The following is a 24,350-nucleotide window of genomic DNA, read 5'->3' on the forward strand; positions in this document are numbered from 1 at the left end:
GCCAGGGGCGCATAAATGCGCCCCCTGTGAAACCGGGTGGCATGTTCCCCTGTAGGGGCGCCATTAATGGCGCCCGGGTTTCGTACGCGTTGTTTGCCAGGGGCGCATAAATGCGCCCCCTGTGAAACCGGGTGGCATGTTCCCCTGTAGGGGCGCCATTAATGGCGCCCGGGTTTCGTGTGCGTTGTTTTCCCGGGGCGCATTAATGCGCCCCCTACGAAATTCGGCTGGTTGCTGGCTCTGTGACGGCTTTGCGGCGGCGTAATTTATCCATCAGCAGATAGACCACCGGCGTGGTGTAGAGCGTCAGCAGCTGGCTTACCACCAGGCCGCCAGCGATGGTGATGCCCAGCGGCTGCCGCAGTTCAGCACCGTCGCCGCTGGTCAGCACCAGCGGCAGGGCGCCAAACAGCGCGGCCAGCGTGGTCATCAGAATCGGGCGAAAACGCAGCTGACACGCCTGGAAAATCGCCTCGCGCGGGCTCAGTTGCTGCTGTCGTTCCGCCTCCAGCGCAAAGTCGACCATCATGATGGCGTTCTTTTTCACAATCCCTATCAGCAGCAAAATGCCAATCAGCGCAATCAGGCTGAACGGCGTATCAAACAGTTTAAGCGCCAGCAGCGCGCCGGTTCCGGCCGACGGCAGCGTCGACAGAATCGTGAGCGGATGCACATAGCTCTCATACAGAATGCCCAGCACGATATAGACCGCTGCGATGGCTGCCAGCATCAGCCAGAGCTGGCTGGACTGCGACTGCTGAAACACCTGCGCGGTACCGGCAAAGCTGCCGCGCACGCTGGAGGGCACCCCCAGCACCGTCATGGCGCGATCGATCGCCGCGGAGGCCTGCGACAGAGAGACGCCTTCCGGCAAATTAAACGAAATGGTTGTCGCTGCAGAAAGCCCCTCATGGTTGACGGAGAGCGGTGCGTTAGCGGGCTGCCAGTGGGCAAAACCGCTCAGCGGAATCGCTTTGCCGTCGCTGCTGACCACAAACATCTGGTCGAGCGCGCTGATATCCTGGGTATAGCGCGGATCCACCTCCATCACCACTTTGTACTGATTCAGCGGCTGATAAATGGTTGAGATCTGACGCTGGCCAAAGGCGTTGTTCAGCAGATCGTTGGCGGCTGAAACGTCTATGCCGAGGCGCGCCATGCTTTCACGATCGTATGTAATAGCCATTTCGCTGCCTTTATCCTGCTGGTCGGAGTTAACGTCAGTGAGCTGCGGCAGGGCAGAGAAGGCCTTACGGATTTTGGGTTCCCACTCACGCAGATCGGCAAGGTTATCCGACAGCAGGCTGTACTGATAGCTGGCGTTCGACTCCCGTCCGCCGACGCGAATATCCTGTACGGCGTTGAGATAGAGGCTGGCCCCCGGCTCCTTAGCCAGTTTGGTGCGCAGGCGGGCGATCACCTGCTGGGCGCTTTCGCTGCGCTCAGAGAGAGGCTTCAGCGCCACAAACATCAGGCCGCTGTTGGTGCCGAGGCCGCCGGTAAAGCCGGTGACATTATCCACCGCCGGATCCATTTTGATGATATTCATAAAATCTTCCAGCTTGCCGCGCATCGCCTGAAACGAGATGCTCTGATCGGCAGACAGAAAACCGCTCAGGCGACCGGTATCCTGTTCCGGCATAAAGGTTTTGGGTATCGTAATAAACAGCCAGACGGTCATTGCTACCGTGCCGCCCAGCAGCAGCAGTACCCAGATGGCGTGGCGTAACACCCAGCGCAGCGAGCGGGCATAGCCATCCTGCGTCCGCTGCAGCAGCCGGCTGAACAGCCCGGGCGCGGCAGGCTGTGCCGGTTGCGGCTTCAGCAGATACGCGCACATCATCGGCGTCAGCGTGACGGAGATAAACAGCGAGATCAGAATCGCCACCGACAGCGTAATGGCAAATTCCGAAAAGAAGCGTCCGATAATGCCGCCAATCATCAGCAGCGGCAGAAACACCGCAATCAGCGACAGGCTCATCGACAGCACGGTAAAGCCCACTTCGCGGACGCCGGTCAGCGCCGCCTGCAGCGGCTTCATGCCAGCCTCAACGTGGCGGGCGATATTCTCCAGCACCACAATCGCATCATCCACCACAAACCCGGTGGCGATGGTTAGCGCCATCAGCGACAGGTTGTTAAGACTGAAGCCGCACAGATACATGGCAGCAAAGGTGCCAATCAGTGAGACCGGCACCGCCGCAGCAGGAATGAGCGTGGCCCGGCCGTCGCGCAGGAACAGAAACACCACCAGAATCACCAGCACCACGGCAATCACCAGCGACTGCTCGACTTCATGCAGCGAAGCGCGGATAGTCGGTGAGCGATCCTGGGCAATCTGCAGATCGATCGCCGCCGGAATGAAATCGTGCAGCACCGGCAGCTCAGCGCGAATGCGATCCACGGTATCGATAATATTGGCGTCCGGCGACTTACGGATCACCAGCAGCACCGCCGGCTTGCCGTTGGTCATCCCGGCGTTACGCACATCCTGCACCGAATCCTGCACGCTGGCGACATCGCTAAGGCGGACCGCCGCACCGTTGTTATAGTGCACCACCAGTGGCTGATAGGCGCTGGCGCTCTGCAGTTCATCATTGGTACGCAGCTGCCAGCGCTGCTGGCGATCGTCGATTGCGCCCTGCGGTCGCCGCTGGTTAGCGTTGCTGATGGCGCTGCGTACCGCATCCAGCGACACGCCCTGATTAAACAGCGCCTGCGGATTGAGATCGACGCGCACGGCGGGCAGCGAACTGCCGCCTACCGTGACGTCGCCGACGCCCTCAATCTGCGACAGTTTTTGCGCCAGCTGCGTCGAAGCGTAATCATAGAGCTGACCCGGATTATAGTCGTCCGAGGTCACCGTCAGGATCATAATCGGCGCATCCGAGGGGTTCGCTTTTCGATAAGAAGGCCGGCTCGGCATGCCCGACGGCAGCAGGCTCTGCGCCGCATTAATCGCGGCCTGCACATCGCGCGCGGCACCGTTAATATCGCGGTCAAAATCAAACACCAGAATGATGCGCGTGCTGCCCAGTGAGTTCGTCGAGGTCATTTCACTGACGCCGGCAATGCGCCCCAGCGAGCGCTCCAGCGGCGTGGCCACCGAGGCGGCCATGGTTTCCGGTGAGGCACCCGGCAGCGAGGCCGAAATCATAATCACCGGAAAATCGAGCTGCGGTAGCGGGGCGACCGGCAGCAGACGAAAACCAAGCATCCCCGCCAGCGCAATCGCCAGCGTCAGCAGGATGGTGGCGACCGGGCGGTGAATGAAGAGGGCAAAAAACTTCACGACTGCGCCTCCGGACGACCGAAGCGCCTGCGGGTAGCGTGCGCCAGGCGATCAAACAGCAGATAGATGACCGGCGTGGTAAACAGCGTCAGGATCTGGCTGAGGATCAGGCCGCCCACCATGCGATGCCGAGCGGATGGCGCAGCTCAGCGCCGACGCCGGTGCTGAGCATCAGCGGCAGCGCGCCCAGCAGCGCCGCCAGCGTGGTCATCAGGATCGGGCGAAAGCGCAGCAGGCAGGCCTGATAGATAGCGTCACGCGGCGCCATGCCCTGTTCACGCTCCGCCGCCAGCGTAAAGTCAATCATCATAATGGCGTTTTTCTTCACAATACCGATCAGCAGAATGATGCCGATAATGGCGATGATATCGAGCTCGTTGCCGCTCAGCATCAGCGCCAGCAGCGCGCCGACGCCCGCGGTGGGCAGGGTAGAGAGAATGGTAATCGGATGAATAAAACTCTCATACAGCACGCCAAGAACGATATACATTGCGACCACGGCCGCCACAATCAGCCAGACGGTGCTGCTCAGCGCGGCTTCAAACGCCAGCGTACTGCCCTGGAACTGCGTGACGATATCCGCCGGCATACCCAGCGCCCCTTCTGCGGCGGTAATGGCCTGCAGCGCTTCCTCAAGTGAATAGCCATTGGCCACGTCAAAAGAGAAGGTTGCGGACGGGAACTGATCGAGATGATTAATACTGAGAGCGGTATGCCGCTCCTCTGTGCTGGCGATAGCGCTGAGCGGTACGCTGCCGCCGTCGCTGCTTTTAAGCCGGATCCCCTCCAGGCTCGCCAGTCCCGGCGTCTGCGCATTATGCTGCTCCAGCACCACGCGATACTGGTTTGCCTGCGTGTAAATCGTTGAGATCAGCCGCTGACCAAACGCGTTATACAGCGCATTATCGACGTCAGCCATGGTGATCCCGAGCCGGCTGGCGCTGTCGCGGTCGACGCGCACATACGCTTCCAGCCCCTGATCCTGCCAGTCGCTGCTGACGTTGCGCAGCTGCGGTGCCTTTTCCAGCTGGCCGATCAGCGCCGGGACCCAGCTGCTCAGGGCGTCAAGCGAGCCAGACTGCAGCGTAAACTGATAGGGGGTACGGCTGCTCTGCGTCTCAATGGTGAGATCCTGCACCGGCTGCAGCCAGAGCGAGACGCCCGGGATCTGCGCCACCGCCTGCTGCAGCCGCGCCTGCACCACCGGAATGCGGTCGTCGCGCTCATCCAGCGGCTTGAGGTTGATCTGCAGCCGGGCGCTGTTAAGCGCAGGGTTGGTGCCATCCACCCCGACAAAAGAGGTCAGGCTTTCAACCGCCGGATCCTTCATCACCACGGAGGCGACATCGCGCGTGCGCTGCGCCATGCTGGCGTAAGAGACCGACTGCGGCGCCTGCAGGGTGCCCTGAATAATGCCGTTATCCTGCTGCGGAAAGAAGCCTTTCGGGATCATAACCCACAGCAGCACCGTCATCAGCAGCGTGCCGAGCGCCACGCTGAGCGTCAGCCACGGATGCTGCAGCACGCGCGTCAGTCCACGCCCGTAACCGGCAATGACCCGCTCAAACAGCGCCTCGCTGGCGCGTGAGAAGCGGTTCTGCCGGCGCAGCGACTCCGCGCTCAGCATGCGCGCGCACATCATCGGCGTCAGCGTCAGCGACACCACGGCTGAGATCAGAATGGCGATAGCAGCGTGACGGCGAACTCGCGAAACAGCCGGCCAATCACATCGCCCATAAACAGCAGCGGGATCAGCACCGCAATCAGCGAAAAGGTGAGCGAGATAATGGTAAAACCGATCTCTCCCGCCCCTTTCAGCGCGGCGGTGAGCGGCTTCTCGCCTTTCTCGATATAGCGTGAAATATTCTCGATCACCACAATGGCGTCATCCACCACAAAGCCGGTAGCGATAGTCAGCGCCATCAGCGTGAGGTTGTTGATCGAGAAGCCCATAAAATAGATGGCGGCAAACGTACCAATCAGCGAAAGCGGTACCGCCACGGCAGGAATGATCGTAGCCGGTACGTTGCGCAGAAACAGGTAGATGATCATGACCACGAGCGCCATGGCCAGCATCAGCTCATGCTGCGTATCAGATACCGAGGCGCGAATATTGGTCGTGCGATCGGTCAGCAGTTTCATGTCGACCGATTTGGGCAGCGTGGCGGTAAGCGATGGCAGCAGCGCCCGGATATTATCAGCGGTGTCGATAATATTGGCGCCGGGCTGACGCTGGACGTTCAGCACAATCGCCTGCTGGCGGTTAGCCCGGGCGCCCAGCCAGCTGTTCTCTGCGCCCGATTCAATGGTCGCAACGTCGCCCAGTCGTACCGGCGCGCCGTTGCTGTAGCTGATAATCAGGCGACGGTAATCCTCAGCCGATGTCATCTGATCGTTTGCTGACAGCGTGATAGAGCGCGCCGGACCATCAAGGCTGCCTTTCGCTGAGTTGACGTTGGCGTTGCTGATAGCCGTGCGCACATCTTCGCTGGTCAGTCCTAACGCTGCCAGCGCCTGCGCATTCATTTTGACCCGCACCGCCGGACGCTGTCCACCGGAAAGGGTAACCAGGCCTACGCCGGAGACCTGCGCAATCTTCTGCGCCACGCGCGTTTCCACCATATCCTGCACCTGCGTCAGCGGCAGGCTGGTCGTGGTGACCGCCAGCGTCATGATAGGCGGATCGGCCGGGTTGACTTTGCTGTAGGCGGGCGGATTGGGCAGATCGCCAGGCAGCAGGTTAGTGGCGGAGTTAATCGCCGCCTGAACCTCCTGCTCCGCCACATCCAGCGCCAGCGACAGCTGAAACTGCAGCGTGATCACCGAGGCGCCGCCGGAACTTTGCGACGCCATCTGTTTTAGCCCGGACATCTGGCCAAACTGGCGTTCCAGCGGTGCGGTAATCGACGAGGTGACCACATCCGGACTGGCTCCGGGATAGAGCGTGACAACCTGAATAGTGGGGTAGTCCACTTCCGGCAGGGCGGAGACCGGCAGAAAGCGGTAGCCAAGCAGGCCAGCCAGCAGAATCGCAATCATCAGCAGCGTGGTGGCGACCGGGCGTAAAATGAACTGACGTGACGGACCGCCGCCAGCGTCAGGAGGCAGCACCTGCATTATTGACGCTCTCCCCGGGCTGGCTGCGCGGCACGCGTGGTCTCTGTTGCCGTACTCTGTGGCGCCACGACGTCAACCGTTGCGCCGTCAGTGAGGCGATCGATGCCGTCGGTGATGACCCGCTCGCCCGCTTCCAGTCCGGCACTGATCACCACTTTCTGGCTATCCTGCAGGCCGGCGGTAACGCGTTTCTTGCTGACCTTGTTTTCGCTGTTAACTACCCAGACAAAGTGGCCCTCATTGCTCATCTGCAGCGCGGCGGCCGGAATAGTCACGGCGTTCTGCAGCGTATCCGCTTTCAGACGTGCGTTAACAAACTGGTTGGGAAACAGGGTGTCATCTTCATTGCTGAAGCGTGCTTTCAGCTTAATGGTGCCGGTAGTGGTGTCGATCTGGTTGTCCAGGCTCAGCAGCGTGCCCTGCGTCAGCAGCGTGGTGTTGCTGCGATCCCAGGCCTCCACCACCAGCGGCTGACCGCTTTTCTGCGCTTTCAGGATCTGGCTGATATAGCTCTCAGCCACGCTGAATACCACATCAATCGGATGCGTCTGGGTGATCACGACCAGGCCATCGGTGTCGCCGGTGGTAATGTAGTTGCCGATGTCAACCTTGCGTAACCCGATACGTCCGGCAATCGGCGCGGTGATGCGGCTGTAGGTCAGATTCAGCTGCGCGCTCGCGACGTTGCCCTCATCCGCTTTAATGGTGCCCAGCGTTTCGCTCACCAGCGCGCGCTGGGTGTCGAGATCCTGCTGCGATACCAGGGACGTTTTCGACAGCTTCTCATAGCGGCTGAGATCGCGGCGGGCATTCGCCAGCGTGGCCTGATCCCGGGCCAGCTGGCCCTGCGCCTGCGTGAGAGCAACCTGATACGGGCGCGGATCGATCTCAGCCAGCAGCGTGCCGGCAGCCACCTGCTCGCCTTCTGTAAAGTGCAGCGCCATCAGCTGCCCCTCAACACGGCTGCGCACCGTAACCGTATTAGCAGCGGTGACGGTGCCGAGGCCGTTCAGATAGTAGGGCACGCTTTGCAGTTCAGCCGTTGCCGCCTGTACCGGCGCGGCTGGCCGGTTTGCTCCACCGCGCTTCTCTTTAGCCTGCGCCGGCTGTGCTGGCGTGGCGCGCGAGTGCCAGGCGTAATAACCGCCAGCCGCTACCGCCAGCGCGATAAGAATTAACAGACCTGTTTTGGTTCGACTCTTCATTACTCTGCGTGCTCTCCAGCCATGTCGCTTTCCTGATACGCCTGCCCGACATCCGGACAGCGCAAACGAAAATAAGTGTAGCCGCCTGCGCCGGGCGAAAATTGAAGGAATTAAGAATATCTGCTCAGCGCGGCGTAAAGGATTTCCCGGTTCTGACACTATTCTGGCATGAATAGACCCCGGTGCGACTTTTTCATTTGCTACGCTTAAAGACAAACCTATCTCGTTTAACCAGGGAGAGCGCAATGAAACAACCTGCAACCCGTCAGCTGGGCGACAGCGGTATTACCGTTCCGCGCCTGACTTTTGGTGGTAACGTTTTTGGCTGGACAGTCGATGAGAAGACCTCCTTTTCACTGCTGGATGCGCTGGTCGAAAATGGCCTGTTTTTTATCGATACCGCGGATGTCTATTCCCGCTGGGTGCCGGGCAATCAGGGAGGTGAATCGGAAGCGATCATCGGCAAATGGTTAAAGCAGAGCGGCAAACGCGATCGCATCGTGCTGGCGACTAAAGTCGGCATGGAGCTGTCGCCGGAAAAAACCGGGCTGAAGCCTGCGTATATCCGCCAGGCGATAGAGGATTCCCTGCGCCGGCTGCAGACAGACGTGATCGATCTCTATCAGGCGCATCGCGATGATGAGCAGACGCCGCTGGCAGATACCCTGAAAGCGTTTGATTCCCTGATCAAAGAGGGCAAGGTACGCGCTATCGGCGCCTCAAACTACTCCGCAGCGCGTCTGCAGGAGGCGCTGGATGTCAGCAGCAAAGAGGGGCTGGCGCGCTATGAAACGCTGCAGCCGGAATATAACCTTTACGATCGCGAAGGGTATGAGAACGGCCTGGAGCAGGTGGCGGTGAAAAACGGTCTTGGCGTGATCAACTACTACTCGCTGGCGAGCGGCTTTCTCAGCGGCAAATATAAAAAGCCGCAGGATGCGGGCAAAAGCCCGCGCGGTCAGGCGATAGTGGAAAAATATCTCAATGAGCGCGGCAGCCGCATTATTGAGGCGCTGGAGGATATCGCTGCCTCGCACGATGCGTCAGCCACGCAGGTGGCGCTGGCGTGGCAGATTGCGCGTCCCAGCATTACCGCGCCGATTGTCAGCGCAACATCGCTGGCGCAGCTGGATGAGCTGGTAAAAGCCACCCAGCTGGAGCTGAGCAAACAGGAAATTGAGGAGCTGGCGCGCGCCAGCCACCTCTGATCCCGCCCGGGGTGCTGCGGCACCCCGTATATTGATACAGAGCAATCAATAGTCACTGTCACACTTTAAATGTTTAAATCTTAGATCTTCATCACAAATGCGCTAATCCACTGACTGAGCAGGCGTAAATCCACACGAAATTGCAAAACCCTGCTGCTGCCTGGCACTATCCTCTGCGCGGTTTTCCTTATAACTTTGCAGAAGATAACAACGATGAAAACAATTTTTGCTTTGCACCCGCTGCCGCAGCTGGCTGCGGGCACGCTGATGCTGGCTATGTTCAGCTCTGCCGCCGTCGCGGCAGATGCGTTCAGCTACGATTCGCCCTGGATGCTGGGCGACTGGAACGGTAGCCGCACGCAGCTGGAGAGTGCCGGCGTGAAGTTTGACGTAAATTACACCATGGAGAGCGCCGCTAATCTCGGCGGCGGAGCGGACAGCCACACCTCAATGCGCTACAGCGATCAGTGGGCGTTTGGCGCGAATTTCGATCTGCAAAAGCTGCTCGACTGGCAGGATGCGCAGTTCCAGGTCACCGTCACTAATCGCGACGGGCGCAACATCTCCGATCAGGTAGCCGATCGCCGCACCGGCATGCTCTCCTCCGTGCAGGAGGTCTATGGCCGCGGCCAGACGTGGCGTCTGACACAGTTCTGGCTGAGCAAGGGGCTGTTTGACAACCGGGTTAATCTCAAGGCCGGACGGGTCACCGTGGGTGAAGATTTTGACAGCCTCGACAGCAGGTTTCAGAACCTTGCCTTTGGCAGCGGTCAGGCAGGCAACTGGCGCGGCGACCGCTGGTTTAACTGGCCGGTTTCACAGTGGGGCGGACGCCTGAAAGCGAATATCACGCCCGAACTCTTCTTCCAGGTCGGCTTTTACAACCAGAATCGCGCCAACTACGATCGCGGCGACGGTTTCCGCCTGGATACCCGTCATTCAGAAGGCAATCTGGTGCCGGTCGAGCTGGGCTGGAAACCGACCCTGGGCGCAGCGGGGCTGCCGGGCAACTATCGACTCGGCTATTACTACTCATCCGTAAACGGGGATAATTACGGCAGCTGGCGGGATGGGGGCTATCAGCGTCAGGATCACGCTTATGGCGGCTACCTGCTGCTGCAGCAGCAGCTGACCGCGCAGGGCGGAGACGCCAGCCGCGGACTGGGGGTAACGGTGCAGGCGGTCATGAACGATCGTAAGACGTCGAAAACCGATAATTATCAGTCCATCAGTTTTACCTGGAAGGGGCCGCTTGATGCGCGTCCGCAGGATGAAATCGGTATTGGTGCCGCGCGTATTCACGTTAACAGCGCCTACAGCCGCGCCCTGCGCCAGCAGAACGCAGCCAGTGGTGAAACGCGCTTTGACAGCCCGGCTTATCTGCCGCTGCAGGCGGGATCGGAATACAACTATGAGATTTATTACAATGCGCAGCTGGCGAAGTGGCTGCAGCTGCGGCCTAACCTGCAGTATGTCGTGGCGCCGGGCGCGGTCGGAGAGGTGAAAGATGCCTTTGTCGGCGGCATCTCAGCCAATATCAACTTCTGACGGGCAGGGAGGAGGCGCAGGCTGCGCCTCCTGTTACGATCCGCTAGCGGAACATCACCTCTGCCCAGCGCGCCAGTCCGGCGGTCACCGAACCAAAGTCGTCGCCGCCGGCAATCGGGGTATCGGGCAGCGCCTGCTGCAGCGCCGCACGCAGCAGCGGCGAGCGTGCGCTGCCGCCAGTAAGATAGATCACGTCCGGTCGGGTCTCGCTGGTGGTCAGCGCCAGCTGTACCTGCTCCAGCATCCGCTCCAGCGGCTGGCTAATCGCCTCTTCCAGCTGCGCCGCGCTGATTTCTGCCTGCAGCGACTGCGCAATAAACGCCAGCGACGCATCCGCTTCCGCCTGCGCTGAGAGCGCAATTTTGCTCTCTTCAGCCGCGCGCACCAGCCGGTAGCTTAGCTTCTGCTGCCATACTTTGAGCAGATGCGCCACGCGGTTTCCCTCTTCTGCATCGCGCACCAGATCCTGCAGCAGCTTGCCGCAGGCGGCGGAGTAGAACTCGCTCTGTGCCGGAACGTCGTTAATTGCGACCGCGTTCCACCACGGCAGGGCGGGGAGCGCCGTGCCCTTGCGGGTGCTGCCGCCCAGACCCAGCAGCGGCATCAGCGTTTTAAACGCCAGCATGATATCGAGATCGTTACCGCCGACGCGGCAGCCGCTGTGCCCCAGCAGGCTGGCGTGGCGGTCAGCTTTCTGGCGCCACTCCGGCCCCATCAGCAGCATGGAGCAGTCGGTGGTGCCGCCGCCGATATCGACCACCAGCACGCGCGTCTCTTTGTCCAGCGTGGCTTCAAAGTCCAGCCCGGCGGCCACCGGCTCAAACTGAAACTCAACGTCACGAAAGCCGGCGCGCTGTGCCGCACGCAGCAGGATCCCCTGCGCCTGCTGGTTGGCATCGTCACCGCCCAGCCCCTGAAAGTTGACCGGGCGACCGATAACCGCCTGGTTGATCTGCTGCCCGAGCTGCGCTTCACCCTGCTGGCGGATATGCAGCATCATGGCGCACACCAGATCTTCAAAAAATGCGATCTGCTGCGGCTTCAGGCCAGAGGCGCCCAAAAAGGATTTCGGTGATTTGACGAACCAGACATCTTCCGGCTCTGTCATATATTGCTGCAGCGCGGTCAGGCCAAACTGCACGCTGCCAGGGGTTATCTCGATATCTTCTTCGCGGTTGTAGCGCAGCGCGCGCTGCAGCAGGGCGGTGTTTTCGCTCGCGGGCGTGGGCACCTGATGGTGGCGATGCAGCCATTCGCTGATCGCCTCGCGCACCGGGGCGCAGATCATCGAGGGCAGCAGCGGCTGGTCATTTTCCAGCGCCAGCATCCGCGGCGTGCCGTTATCGCTTACTGCAATAGCGCAGTTCGCTGTGCCGTAGTCAAAACCGATATACATCTTATGCCCCATGCCAGAAAAAAAGGGGGCGACTTTAGCGCAGGCTGGTCATGCTGGCAATATGCAGTGCTTCATCTCTCCGCATCCTGATAAACCTGATACTGACCGCGCCCGGCATGTTTAGCGCTGTAGCAGGCGACATCGGCCTGCGACATCACCATATTGCTGAGGCAGTTGCGCGCATCAATCTGCGTGATGCCGGCGCTGGCACCCACCTGGTAAGGATGCGTTTTCCAGTAAAATGTATAGTTATTGACGACATTCACGATGCCCTGCACCAGATCGCGGATCTGATCGACCTCGCAGTGCGGCAGCAGAATACCAAACTCATCGCCGCCGAGGCGCGCCAGCATATCGCTGCTGCGCAGCTGCTGCTGCATCAGCACCGCCAGCTCGCGCAGCAGCGCGTCCCCCCGCCGCATGGCCGGCGGTATCGTTGACCGCTTTAAATTTATCCAGGTCGATAAACACCAGCACATGCGGCGTGCCGGTGACGGCCGCATCATTCACCAGCCGTTTCAGCCGATCTTCAAAGCTGGGCCGGTTAGGCAGCTGCGTCAGCATGTCGTGTGACGCGCTATAGCTCAGACGCTTCATGATCTGGCGCGATTCGCTGACATCCTGAATGACCATCACCACCCCAATAGTGCTGCCGGCCAGGGTTTTTAGCGGCGTAATACTGTAGTGGATCTCTATCTGCGCGCCTGCCAGCGTATGCAGCACCAGTCCCTCATCCAGCGCCGGAGAGATTTTTTCATCCGGCAGCGTGCAAAGCAGCAGATTGTCGATGCGCGGGCCGTCAGCGCCGCGCGTGATATTCAGCAGCTCGCCAAGCGGCGTGCCGGCCGCCTGCTCCTGCGGCCAGCCACTCAGGCTTTCAGCAACGGGGTTCATAAAGGTCACGCACATCTCATCGTCGGTGCTGATCACCGCTTCGCCAATCGAATCCAGGGTGATCGCCATACGCTCTTTTTCCTGGAACAGCGCGTCATTAAGGGTACGCAGTGAGGTAATATCCTGGCAGATCCCGAGCATGCGCTCGATCTGTCCATCCTGGCTCAGGATACGGTTCGCTTCTGAGCGAATAAACTGTACGCCGTGCGGCAGGTTGAGACGATACTCAAGATGAAAGGCCGAGCGGCGCTCAATCGCCTGCTGCACAACCAGCGCCAGGCTTTCGCGCTCGGCAGGATCGACCAGGTGCAGCCAGAGGTCATAAGTGGGTTTCTGCTGCGGATCCAGCGCAAACAGCTCATACATGCGTTTGTCCCAGAGCATCTCCCCGGTTTTCAGGTTCCACTCCCAGACGCCGATGCCACCCGCTTCATTGGCCAGCGTAATACGCTCCATCAGCTGGCGGTTGCGCTGCTCGCTCTGCCGCAGCTCGGAGATATCGACAATCTGCGCGATAAAATAGAGCGGCTGCTGCTGCGCGTCGCGCACCATAGAGACGGTCAGACGCGACCAGACGATCTCGCCATCTTTGCGGAAATAGCGCTTTTCAAAGGTATAGGACATCAGGTCGCCCGCCAGCAGACGCTCCATCAGCTGCAGATCGCTGTGCAGATCGTCCGGATGGGTGATCTCCTGGAAGGTCAGCTGCGTCAGTTCATAGGCGCGATAACCCAGCGTACGGCAAAGTGACTGGTTCACCTGCTGCCACTTTCCGTTGGTGCCGACCAGCGCCATACCGATAGCAGAGTACTCCATCGCATTGCGGAAGCGCGCTTCACTCTCGGTGATATGGTTTTTCTCGCGCCGGAAGGCGTCCATGATCAGCGCCATGACATGGCTGGGCAGCAGCACCAGCAGAAAGGGCAGCCAGGCAGAGACCAGACCGGGCGAAGCGCCACTCTGTACCGGGTTGACCCAGTCCAGCGCCAGCAGCAGCGAAATGAAACTGGCATTAATAAAGCAGAGCAGGAACGCTTCAAATTTTGGCAGCCGGACCGCACACCAGAACAGGATCACCACGATAAAGGTAAACGGCCACGGCAGAAAGCGCAGGGAGAGATAGCTGGCGAGCAGGGTAACCAGCAGCGTCAGCAGGGTCTCCAGCTGGCGGCCCGGCGCGATCAGTTCACGCAGCGGCTTAGCGGGCCACAGCAGTACCACCGGACCAAACGCCAGCACGCCGATCACTTCCGAAATCACCCAGGTGGAGAAGAAGGGGAGCAGCGCCTGCTTATCCACCTGCAGCAGCCAGAGCGCAATCAGCCCGCCCAGCAGGGGAGCCAGCAGGCCGGCGCAGAGCGCAAAGCGGATCCAGTCGGGCAGGGCGTTCAGCGGCGCGCGGCGGTTCAGCAGCAGACGCAGCATGCCGCCGGCCAGCAGCGCCTGTATCAGATTCAGAAGGGCAAATTTAGCATTGCTGAGCGCGGGACCAATAACCAGCAGATTTGCCAGCGCGGTGCCCGCGACGCAGCCCGCCAGCAGCAGCGGAATATGTTTTAGCGGCGCGCGGAAAACGACGCCGGTCATCAGCGCCGTTGAGTACCACAGCGGCGAAATACGACCGCTGACCACAATCAGCTCCAGACAAAACAGCGTAAGCAGAAAAGCCAGTATGCTCAGCGTAACGGCAGTCAGCCAGCGGCCTGGCGATTTATCCTGCGCGGTGACTATCTCAACAATCATGTACCAGTCCAGCAGCGCGCAACCCGGTATGGGGAAAATACGCCAGTCAGTTTCTGCCCTGCATGCTAGCACATTCAGACAGGATCTTTACGCTGAATTGGCTTAAGTCATGGCGCTGTCAGTGAAAAAGGTCGGCACGCTTAAACGGTTTTTCCAGTCCGGCGAGCTTGACCGACAGACGCTCCAGGAACTGCTGCGTGGTGGCGACGCGCCCGTGACCCATCAGCAGCAGCGGCACCAGGAAGGCGACGCCAACCTGCAGGGCGCTAAAGCCTTTCAATACCGTGCGGCGCTGGCTGATGAGAAACGCGCTGCTCAGGGTAAAACCGAGCAGCAGGCCCGCCAGCACTTCACTGACGGAGTGCGCATGAATAACCAGGCGGGAGAAACCCACCATCAGCGGGATCGCATACCCGATGGCGATCGTCACGCGCGCCAGAAAGTGGACCAGCGTCCGGAGATCAGCCACATCATTACCGGCCAGAGCGTGGAGGACATCGCGCTGTGGCCGCTGAAGCCGGTGAAGTTAAAGCGTGCGCTGCCGATGCCAAAGCCAAGAAACATAATTTTAGACAGGCTGACCAGCAGCCCGGCGAGACCAAACGCCAGCAGCCAGTACCAGACGGTACGCTGACTGCTGCTTTTCCACGGCAGCACCAGGGCGATGATCACCGCGGTGGGGATCAGCAGCATGCTGTCGCCAAAATAGGTCAGTGTTCTCCAGCTCATATTTTTCCTTGCAGGGCTAACGGGCGACCCGCACAAACCGGGCGCGGGCAGCCCGACAGTCTATCGGTTCAGCGGCTGCCTGCCAAAAGGAGATTTTCTGAAAAAGGGCGCCGCCGCATTTACTCTGGCGTCAAACCGGCGAAATACCTATAATTGCCGCCACCAAACCCTCTCATTTGGCCCGTTGCTGCTTCGGCAGAGGCGTGCTCCCAGTTATCAGGTCTCAAAAAAGTATGACTGACAAGTCCCATCAGTGCGTGATCGTTGGCATCGCAGGTGCATCTGCATCCGGAAAAAGCCTTATTGCCAGCACGCTCTTTCGTGAAATCCGTGACCAGGTCGGTGACGAGCATATCGGTGTGATCCCCGAAGATGCCTACTATAAAGATCAAAGCCACCTCACCATGGAAGAGAGGGTAAAAACCAACTATGACCATCCGAGCGCGATGGATCACGATCTGCTGCTGCAGCATCTGCGTGCGATCAAGTCAGGACAGGATATCGATCTGCCGGTTTACAGCTACGTTGAACATACCCGCACCAGCGAAAGCATTCATCTGAAGCCAAAAAAAGTGATTATCCTTGAGGGCATTCTGCTGCTCACTGACGCGCGCCTGCGTCAGGAGATGAACTTCTCTATTTTTGTCGACACCCCGCTGGATATCTGTCTGATGCGCCGCATGAAGCGCGACGTGAATGAACGCGGTCGCTCTATGGATTCCGTCATGAATCAGTATCAGAAAACGGTCCGTCCGATGTTCCTGCAGTTTATCGAGCCTTCCAAACAGTACGCCGACATTATTGTGCCGCGCGGCGGTAAGAACCGTATCGCTATCGATATTCTCAAAGCGAAAATTAATCAGTATCTTTAATACGCTGTTTCGGCATGGATCGAATGCGTCAGGGCTGTCACCGTGCTGGCGGCCTTTCGCTACACTTTAATTAGGGAGTTACTGCGATGAGATTATGCGATCGCGATATTGAAGCCTGGCTTGACAGCGGCAAGCTGGCCATTGAGCCGCGTCCGCCGGTGGAACGCATTAACGGCGCCACGGTAGATGTGCGGCTGGGTAACGGGTTTCGTACCTTCAGCGGCCATACTGCCGCCTTTATCGATCTGAGCGGACCCAAGCAGGCGGTAAGCGCCGCGCTGGATCGGGTAATGAGTGACGAGATTGTGTTACCGGATGGCGAAGCGTTTTTCCTGCATCCGGGTGAGCTGGCGCTGGCGGTGACGCTGGAGTCGGTGACCATTCCGGACGATCTGGTTGGCTGGCTGGATGGACGTTCTTCCCTGGCACGACTAGGGTTAATGGTTCACGTTACGGCACACCGCATCGATCCGGGCTGGCAGGGGCGTATCGTGCTGGAGTTTTACAACTCCGGCAAGCTGCCGCTGGCGCTGCGTCCCGGTATGCTGATTGGAGCGCTGAGCTTTGAACCGCTGTCGGGCCCGGCCGCACGTCCCTATAACCGGCGTGAAGATGCAAAATATCGCGGTCAGCAGGGTGCTGACGCCAGCCGTATCGATAAAGATTAATCGCTGTACCCGCGCCCGGGCAGGGCTGACGAGGCGCGGATCATCACATTGAGGATGCAATGAGAAGATTGATAACCACGCTGGCCATCCTGTTAGTGGTAGTGGTGGCAGGGATGGCCGCACTGGTACTACTGGTTAACCCCAACGACTTTCGCGCCTACATGGTAAAACAGGTAGAGCAGCGCAGTGGTTATCAGCTGGTCACGGGCAGCGATTTGCGCTGGCACGTCTGGCCTCAGCTCAGCATTCTTTCCGGACGTATGAGCCTCACCGCACCCGGTGCCAGCCAGCCGCTGGTGACCGCCGAAAATATGCGGCTGGACGTCGACCTCTGGCCGCTGCTCACGCATCAGCTCAGCGTCAGTCAGGTAATGCTGAAAAACGCGATTATCCGCGCCACGCCGGAGAGCGCGCCGCAGAAGCCTGGCGGCGCTCCCATCGGCCCTGGCGACAGCGAGCCGGCATTAGCCGCCTCACAGAGCTGGAGCCTGGCCATTGCGAAACTGCGCGTGGCTGACAGCCTGCTTATCTGGCAGCAGCCGGGCGGGGAAGAGTACAACTTCCGCAATCTTAATCTGAGCCTGGATCAGGACAGCCGCAAACAGAACCACATTGAGCTGAGCACGCGCCTGTCGCGTAACCAGCGCAACCTCAGCGTTGCCCTGCAGGGCGAGATGGATGTCTCACGCTATCCGCATCAGGTCAGCGGCAAGCTGGCGCAGCTTGATTATGCGCTGGATGGCGCGAACCTGCCGGTACAGGGCATTAAAGGCGCGCTGAGCGGAAAAGCGATATGGAACGCCGATAAACAGCAGTTCTCGCTGGCCGATATGCAGCTTACCGCCAATGACAGTACGCTGCAGGGCAGCGCGGAAGGACGTATTGCGATGCCGCAGCAGCTGCGCCTGGCGCTGCATGCAACCTCGCTAAACATCGATAACCTCGCCGTCAGTACGCCGGTCAGCAGCGGCAGCGGGACCGTGCAGGCCGCGCCGGTGCAGCCGCCGGTCATTGCGGAACCGGTACTGCGCAATAACGCCGATTCACCGCTTAATACGCTCGATCTGCAGCTTGCCCTGAAGGCGGACCAGAGCCAGTGGCGCGGGCTGACGCTCAGTAACCTGCAGATCGACGCCAGCAACCAGCAGGGGCTGATGACGCTTAGCCGGTTACAGGGCCGGCTGGGTGACGGTCATTTCTCGCTGCCGGGTCAGATTGATATCCGGCAGCCGGTTACCCGGGCTGCGTTTCAGCCTGAACTGGAGAATATTGCGATTGCCCCTCTGCTGAAAGCGCTGGCGCTGCCCGCTGCGCTTGAGGGGACGCTATCGCTGCAGGGTAAGGTGAGTGGAGCCGGGCTGAGTGTAGAAGAGGCGAAGCAGAACTGGCAGGGCAGTGCCGATCTGGAGGCCACCAATCTGCAGCTCACGCAGCTTAATCTGCAACAGATGGTACGCCGGGCCGTTGCGCGCGCCAGTAGTGAGGTCACCAACGATCAGCCTGATAGCCAGGGCATACAGCAGCTGGCGGGCCATATCAGCCTGCAGCAGGGAAAAGTAGCGTTTACCGATCTGCAGGGCGGCAGCAGCCAGCTGGCACTTCAGACGCGCGGAACCGTTGACGTTGTGCAACAGCAGCTGGATGTCACCATCAATATGATGCTGCGCGGCTGGAAAGGGGACGAGCGTCTGGCAAAAGTCCTGAATCAGCAGCCCATTCCGCTCCGTATGTATGGTCGCTGGGACAAACTGCAATATTCGCTGCCGATAGATGATGTTGTGCGCCAGCAGCTGCAGAGCGAAGCGAAATCGCGTCTTAATCAGTGGCTCGATCGCCACCCGTCAGGGGCGCATTAATACGGCAGGTGCGCATTAACCACCAGGGGCGCATCAACACGCCAGGGGCGCCTTAATGCGCCCCCTACGGTTTTGTAGGGGCGTCGTTTACGGCGCCCGAATGCCGGGTTGCGGATTCACCAGGGGCGCATTAATGCGCCCCCTGCGTTTACAGGGACGCTGCTACGGCGCTTCTGATAAAGGATGCGGCATAATTTCCACTTTCTGCACCCGATGATTCTCCACCTGCAGCGCGCGCAGCAGGTAATCTCCTATCCGCAGCTCTTCACCCTCTTCGGGGACATGCTGCAGCGTGTCCATCAGCAGGCCGGCCAGCGTGTGATAATCGCGTTTATCATTTACCGGCAGCGCGACATAGAGCGCCAGATCGTCCAGCGGCATATGCCCGTTTGCGATCCAGCCTCCCTGCGGGCCGGGTTCAATATCGTAGCGCGCATCCAGCTCCTCTCCTTCATTAGGCAGATTACCGGCGATCGTCTCCATCACGTCGCTCAGCGTCACCACGCCTTCGACGGAGCCAAACTCATCGACAATAAAGGCAAAATGCGTGCGCGCCTGGCGAAACTGCTCCAGCGCCTGCAGCAGCGTTACCCGTTCCGGAAACACCAGCGGCTGACGGATCAGCGCGCGCAGGTCAAGGGAATCACTGTGCAGCGACTGATGCAGCAGATCGATAACGTGCACCACCCCCAGCGGATCGCGGCCATTTTCCGTCACCAGAATACGCGTGTGCTGATTGCGATCGAGCTTCGCCATAATCTCTTCAGGCGCTTCACTTAAATCAACCGATTCCACATCGTGCCGGGAGGTCATAATGGTGTTGATCTGCCGCTGCGCCAGCCCCAGCACCCGGGCGATCATCAGCCGCTCCTGACGATTAAACAGAGCGCCTTCATCGCTGTGGCTCAGCAGCGAGGCCGTATCCGCATCCAGTTCAGCACGCTGCGCCTCTCCGCGCAGAATGCGCAGGACCGCTTCGGCCGTGCGCTGGCGTAGCGGACGGCCGGCTGACAAAAAGCGGCGGCGATTAAAGCTCGCCAGCTGATTGAGCATTTCAATCAGAATAGAGAAACCGATAGCGGCGTAGAGATACCCTTTGGGAATAACAAAGCCAAACCCCTCTGCAACCAGGCTGAAGCCAATCATCAGCAGAAAGCTCAGGCAGAGGATCACAATCGTGGGATGACTATTCACAAAACGCGTCAGCGGCTTGCTGGCGAGCAGCATAAGCAGAATAGCGATGGTGACCGCGGCCATCATTACCGGCAGCTCATTGACCATGCCCACTGCTGTGATGACAGCGTCGAGGGAGAAAATGGCATCCAGCACCACGATCTGCGCCACCACCGGCCAGAATTTAGCGCCGTTTTTATTTTGACCACCCTCATCGTCACCCCCTTCGAGTCGCGCATTTAGCTCAGTGGTCGCTTTATAGAGCAGGAAAATACCGCCCAGCAGCAGCAGCAGATCGCGTGCGCTGAAGCTATGCTGCCAGAGGGTGAGCAGAGGCTGTGTCAGCGTGACCAGCCATGAAAGCGAGGCCAGCAGCCCGAGGCGGGTCAGTAGCGCCAGCATCAGGCCAATCACGCGCGCCCGGTCGCGCAGCAGCGGCGGCAGCTTTTCGACCAGAATGGCAATAAACACCAGGTTATCAATGCCCAGCACCAGCTCCAGAATGATTAGCGTTACTAATCCCGCCCAGAGCGACGGATCAAAGATCCACTCCCACATACTCATGTCACCGTAATGTCTCAAAATGGGTTTAATCTGATGATAGTGAATGGCCGGAAACAGGGCAAAACCCTGCCGACCCTGCTGGTATAAGGTTATACGTGTCAATCGGGAAAATGTTCAGAGTGCAGCAGGCAAAATAAGCAAAATGTATGGATTAAGAATGCAGGAGGAGGGGCGTCGCGCACAATTAATTGTTATGCCTGGTGGTGAGGTTTGCCGCGTACATTTTACCAATCGTATATCCGAATAATTCTGAATTTTCACCGCTGATTGCGCGGCAGATGTGGCGTCATTACTAATGGCTGGTAGTCTTTTTCCTAAAATAGCACAGGGGGCACGGGCCCTACTTGTAAACAAGCCAGTAATAACTAGTATAGCAACGTGTCAGTAAATGTCTGCGCCAATCTGGTTAATAGCGCAGGGTAATGCATTTTAAAGTTGTGAATTGTGAACCTGCACGATCCTGCCAGGAGTTATCCTGGAAAAATGGTTAAAAAAGCGCAAAACAGGATGAGCAGGCGGTATTGGCAGCGACAGCCAGGGGCGGTAGCGTGCCTGAACCGGCTTAAACAGGAAATGAACTGTCTGGTGTAGCGGCAATGGAACTCAGACTAATCCGTTGGTATTTATCACAATTTTCTGGCGAAAAGCAATAGAGAATTGACCTAAATACCGGGGAGTTCGCCGCTGTTTGCTCAACAGGCTCCGACTGAGTATCGCTCATTTATTACACAGGCCTGTAGCGTTAGGGATTAGGGAAATAAAATAAAAGAGTTAAATATGCGCGATAACGAATTTACATATAAAAGTCTTCTGACCAAATTTTTACTGGCGTGCTCAGATTTAATTTGTTTTAACGCGGCGTTGTTTATTGCACTCGCCCTGATTAATTCATTATCTGACTCGCCACTGGCTGATATCTCTGAAAAAGATCTCAATTTAAAAATTGCTACTCACATCTGTCTGTCAATTATCTGTACGGGCTGGTTCTGGGTTCGTCTGCGCCATTACACTTACCGCAAACCTTTCTGGTTTGAGCTGAAAGAGATATTTCGTACCGTGTTTATTTTCTCGGTTATCGATTTGTCTATTTCTGCATTATCGCAGTGGCAGATGTCGCGTTTTGTCTGGGTACTCACCTGGATTCTGGCGCTGATCCTGATCCCGGTGGCGCGTGCCGTTTCCAAACGGGTACTGAACCATTTTGGTATGTGGAAAAAGCAGACCATCATCATTGGCAGCAGCCGTAACGCACAGGAAGCCTGGCAGGCGCTGCAGAGTGAAGAGGTGATGGGCTTTGACGTTATCGCCTTCTTTGATGTCGACGGCAGCTGTCCGCAGGCCAGCATTTCCGGCGTACCTGTGCTGCATAACGAAGCTGAGCTCTGGCAGTTAACCAACAGCGAAACGCAGTTTATCGTTGCGGTTGAGTCTGAGCAGAGTCAGCATCGCGATCTGTGGCTGAAAAACCTGGCTATGCACAATTGCCGTTCAGTCTCCGTTATTCCGACGCTGCGTGGTGTACCGCTCTATGGTACGGATATGGCCTATATCTTCAGCCACGAAGTGATGATTCTGCGTGTAAACAATAACCTGGCGAAGCGTACCTCGCGCTTCCTCAAGCGCGCGTTCGATATCGTTGGTGCGCTCGGTATTATCGTGGCGCTGTCGCCGGCGCTGCTGGTCCTCGGCTTTATGGTTGGCCGCGATGGCGGACCGCCGATTTACGGTCACGAACGCGTCGGTATGAACGGACGTAAGTTTAAATGCCTGAAGTTCCGCTCAATGGTGATTAACTCCAAAGAAGTGCTGGAGGAGGTGCTGCGCACCGATCCGGTTGCGCGAGCGGAGTGGGATAAAGATTTCAAACTGAAAAACGACCCGCGTATTACCAAAGTCGGCCATTTCATCCGTAAAACCAGTCTGGATGAGCTGCCGCAGCTGTGGAACGTGGTGCGTGGTGACATGAGCCTTGTCGGGCCGCGTCCGGTGATTGAAGATGAACTCTGCCGTTATGCCGGGGATGTAGATTACTACCTGATGGCGAAGCCAGGCATGACGGGATTGTGGCAGGTCAGCGGTCGTAACGACGTTGACTACGAAACACGCGTCTATTTCGACTCGTGGTATGTCAAAAACTGGTCGCTGTGGAATGACATCGCGATTCTGTTTAAGACAGTCGGCGTAGTGCTTAAGCGCGACGGCGCATATTGATAGACAGCGAAGGCGGGGGAGGGTATCTCTCTCGCTGAATAACTGCCGGTGCTGGGAGTCTTGTTATCTGAACACTGCCATTATCGAGCCTGATTAAAGCGGAGAGGTTGTTGAGCTGCACTATTCCGCTTTAATTGATGTCGTCCGGGGGCACGGTGACAACATAAAAACCAAGGGAGCAATGATAATGACCCACAGTTTCAGTGTTTAACCCGTTAAATTAAATTTTTGTAAGACGCTTACACAGCGGCGTTTTCGCCTCTATCAATCATTAACTGATAGCGAATAACCAGATGATAATGAAAACTAAATTGATACCTTTACTGGTATCCGCAACTTTTCTCTCCGGGTGCACCATTGAACCAGGTTCGCACCTTACGACCAGCGGAAAAGATGTCATTGAGCAACAGGATAGCAACTTTGACATCGATAAATACGTAAACGTCTTCCCGATGACTCCTCGTCTGGTTGAACAGATGCGTCCTAAGCCACTGGTTGCACAGGCTAACCCACAGCTGCAGAACGAGATTCAGAGCTACGAATACCGCATCGGTGTGGGCGACGTGCTGAATGTCACCGTCTGGGATCACCCGGAGCTGACGACCCCGGCCGGCCAGTATCGCAGCGCCAGCGACACCGGCAACTGGGTACAGGCTGACGGCACGATTTTCTATCCGTACATCGGCAAGGTACGCGTTGCGGGTCGCACCGTAACGGAAGTGCGTGCGGAGATTGCGCGTCGTCTGGCGCAGTACATTGAAAGCCCGCAGGTAGATGTCAACCTGGCGGCTTTCCGCTCGCAGAAAGCGTATATCACCGGGTCGGTGACCACTTCCGGTCAGCAGCCGATTACCAACGTGCCGCTTACCGTTCTGGATGCGGTCAACGCCGCGGGCGGCCTGGCGGCTGATGCTGACTGGCGCAACGTCGTGCTGACGCATAACGGCCGCGAGCAGCGTATTTCGCTGCAGGCGCTGATGCAAAATGGCGACCTCAGCCAGAACCATCTGCTCTATCCGGGCGACATTCTTTACGTTCCGCGTAATGACGACCTGAAAGTCTTTGTGATGGGTGAAGTGCGTCAGCAGGCTACGCTGAAGATGGATCGCAGCGGCATGACGCTGGCAGAAGCACTGGGCAACGCGCAGGGTATGGATCAGACCACCTCTGATGCAACCGGCGTGTTCGTTATCCGTCCGATTCGCGGCGCGAACCGCACCAAAATCGCCAACATCTATCAGTTGAATACCAAGGATGCGGCGTCAATGGTGATGGGTACGGAGTTCCAGCTGGAACCGTATGACATCGTCTACGTCACCGCGACACCGATTACCCGCTGGAACCGCGTTATCTCCGGACTGCTGCCGACCATCGTAGGTATCGACGATGCAAGCTCGTCAGCGCTGCGCTTCCGCAACTGGTCGAACTAAGGTTTTACCATGATTAAGTCAGTGTTAGTGGTCTGTGTGGGTAACATCTGCCGTTCGCCAACCGCCGAGCGGCTGCTGAAGCGTGCACTGCCGCAAACGCGCGTGGCCTCGGCGGGCCTGGGTGCCCTGGAAGGGTACCCGGCCGATAAGATGGCCAGTGAGGTTGCCGCTGAACATGGCCTCTCGCTCGACGGACATCAGGCGCAGCAGTTAACGGCAGAGATGTGCCGTGACTTCGACCTGATTCTGGTGATGGAGAAGCGCCACATTGAGCAGGTCAACCGCATCGATCCCGCCGCGCGCGGAAAAACGATGCTGCTGGGGCACTGGCTTAATCAACAGGAAATTGCGGACCCGTACCGAAAGAGCCGTGAGGCCTTCGACGCTGTGTACGGGTTACTGGACAACGCAACCCAGAAATGGGTCAACGTATTAAGCCGATAG

14 protein-coding genes and 2 pseudogenes are annotated in these 24,350 nt (G+C 58.4%); 8 read left to right on the plus strand and 8 right to left on the minus strand.

Translation table 11 applies throughout. The features are described 5' to 3' along the window. Positions 1-214 precede the first annotated feature (214 nt). The 3 genes and pseudogenes from mdtC to HA43_RS11915 all read right to left on the minus strand — a co-directional run bounded on the left by mdtC (position 215) and on the right by HA43_RS11915 (position 7,614). A complete protein-coding gene (gene mdtC, locus HA43_RS11905) occupies positions 215-3,292 on the minus strand; it encodes a multidrug efflux RND transporter permease subunit MdtC (protein ID WP_094111743.1) in 3,078 nt (1,025 codons plus the stop codon). Further along, positions 3,289-6,409 (minus strand): annotated as a pseudogene (locus HA43_RS11910) (MdtB/MuxB family multidrug efflux RND transporter permease subunit). Before HA43_RS11910 ends, mdtC begins: the two are co-directional and overlap by 4 nt. After that, a complete protein-coding gene (locus HA43_RS11915) occupies positions 6,409-7,614 on the minus strand; it encodes an MdtA/MuxA family multidrug efflux RND transporter periplasmic adaptor subunit (RefSeq protein ID WP_094111744.1) in 1,206 nt (401 codons plus the stop codon). The pseudogene HA43_RS11910 and the gene HA43_RS11915 overlap by 1 nt, the downstream one beginning before the upstream one ends. A 245-nt stretch (positions 7,615-7,859) precedes the next feature. Between HA43_RS11915 and HA43_RS11920 the strand changes: the two genes are divergently transcribed. Next, the gene (locus tag HA43_RS11920; protein WP_039385402.1) at positions 7,860-8,822 is read left to right on the plus strand and encodes an aldo/keto reductase; all 963 of its coding nucleotides are present in this window, start codon (positions 7,860-7,862) and stop codon (positions 8,820-8,822) included. A 213-nt stretch (positions 8,823-9,035) separates the two neighbouring features. Further along, positions 9,036-10,370: a carbohydrate porin gene (locus HA43_RS11925; protein WP_094111745.1), complete on the plus strand. Its 1,335-nt coding sequence runs from the start codon at positions 9,036-9,038 to the stop codon at positions 10,368-10,370. A 43-nt stretch (positions 10,371-10,413) separates the two neighbouring features. On the opposite strand, the gene yegD is transcribed toward HA43_RS11925, so the two are convergent. The 4 genes and pseudogenes from yegD to HA43_RS11940 all read right to left on the minus strand — a co-directional run bounded on the left by yegD (position 10,414) and on the right by HA43_RS11940 (position 15,132). Beyond that, the gene (yegD, locus tag HA43_RS11930) at positions 10,414-11,766 is read right to left on the minus strand and encodes a molecular chaperone (protein WP_094111746.1); all 1,353 of its coding nucleotides are present in this window, start codon (positions 11,764-11,766) and stop codon (positions 10,414-10,416) included. A 71-nt stretch (positions 11,767-11,837) separates the two neighbouring features. Continuing rightward, positions 11,838-12,146 (minus strand): diguanylate cyclase domain-containing protein, encoded by a 309-nt coding sequence (locus HA43_RS19445; protein ID WP_425298527.1) that lies wholly within the window; start codon positions 12,144-12,146, stop codon positions 11,838-11,840. After that, complete coding sequence (locus HA43_RS11935) at positions 12,094-14,403, minus strand: PAS domain S-box protein (RefSeq protein WP_425298528.1); 2,310 nt, start codon at positions 14,401-14,403, stop codon at positions 12,094-12,096. Before HA43_RS11935 ends, HA43_RS19445 begins: the two co-directional genes overlap by 53 nt. A gap of 118 nt (positions 14,404-14,521) precedes the next feature. Further along, a pseudogene (locus HA43_RS11940) lies at positions 14,522-15,132 on the minus strand (phosphatase PAP2 family protein). Between the two features lie 233 nt (positions 15,133-15,365). Here HA43_RS11940 and udk point away from each other — a divergent pair. From udk to asmA, 3 genes are all read left to right on the plus strand, one after another. After that, positions 15,366-16,004, plus strand: coding sequence for a uridine kinase (udk, locus tag HA43_RS11945; protein WP_039385396.1), 639 nt, complete (start codon positions 15,366-15,368; stop codon positions 16,002-16,004). 86 nt (positions 16,005-16,090) lie between these two features. Beyond that, a complete protein-coding gene (gene dcd, locus HA43_RS11950; protein WP_039385394.1) occupies positions 16,091-16,672 on the plus strand; it encodes a dCTP deaminase in 582 nt (193 codons plus the stop codon). A 59-nt stretch (positions 16,673-16,731) separates the two neighbouring features. Then, entirely contained in the window at positions 16,732-18,528 is a 1,797-nt protein-coding gene (asmA, locus tag HA43_RS11955) for an outer membrane assembly protein AsmA (protein ID WP_094111747.1), read from the plus strand. Positions 18,529-18,690: 162 nt separating this feature from the next. Here the strand turns inward: asmA and HA43_RS11960 are convergent, their stop codons facing one another. Continuing rightward, positions 18,691-20,259 carry a TerC family protein gene (locus HA43_RS11960; protein ID WP_094111748.1) on the minus strand — a complete coding sequence of 523 codons (1,569 nt, stop codon included), beginning with the start codon at positions 20,257-20,259 and terminating at the stop codon, positions 18,691-18,693. Positions 20,260-21,042: 783 nt separating this feature from the next. Between HA43_RS11960 and wbaP the strand changes: the two genes are divergently transcribed. The 3 genes from wbaP to HA43_RS11975 all read left to right on the plus strand — a co-directional run bounded on the left by wbaP (position 21,043) and on the right by HA43_RS11975 (position 24,350). After that, on the plus strand, positions 21,043-22,476 hold the full coding sequence (wbaP, locus tag HA43_RS11965; protein ID WP_039385388.1) for an undecaprenyl-phosphate galactose phosphotransferase WbaP: 1,434 nt from the start codon (positions 21,043-21,045) through the stop codon (positions 22,474-22,476). Between the two features lie 299 nt (positions 22,477-22,775). Then, positions 22,776-23,906, plus strand: a complete 1,131-nt coding sequence (locus HA43_RS11970) for a polysaccharide export protein (protein WP_175540437.1) — start codon at positions 22,776-22,778, stop codon at positions 23,904-23,906. Positions 23,907-23,915: 9 nt separating this feature from the next. Next, on the plus strand, positions 23,916-24,350 hold the full coding sequence (locus HA43_RS11975; RefSeq protein ID WP_039385385.1) for an arsenate reductase/protein-tyrosine-phosphatase family protein: 435 nt from the start codon (positions 23,916-23,918) through the stop codon (positions 24,348-24,350).

Source organism: Pantoea eucrina (genome assembly GCF_002095385.1).
GTDB lineage: Bacteria > Pseudomonadota > Gammaproteobacteria > Enterobacterales > Enterobacteriaceae > Pantoea > Pantoea eucrina.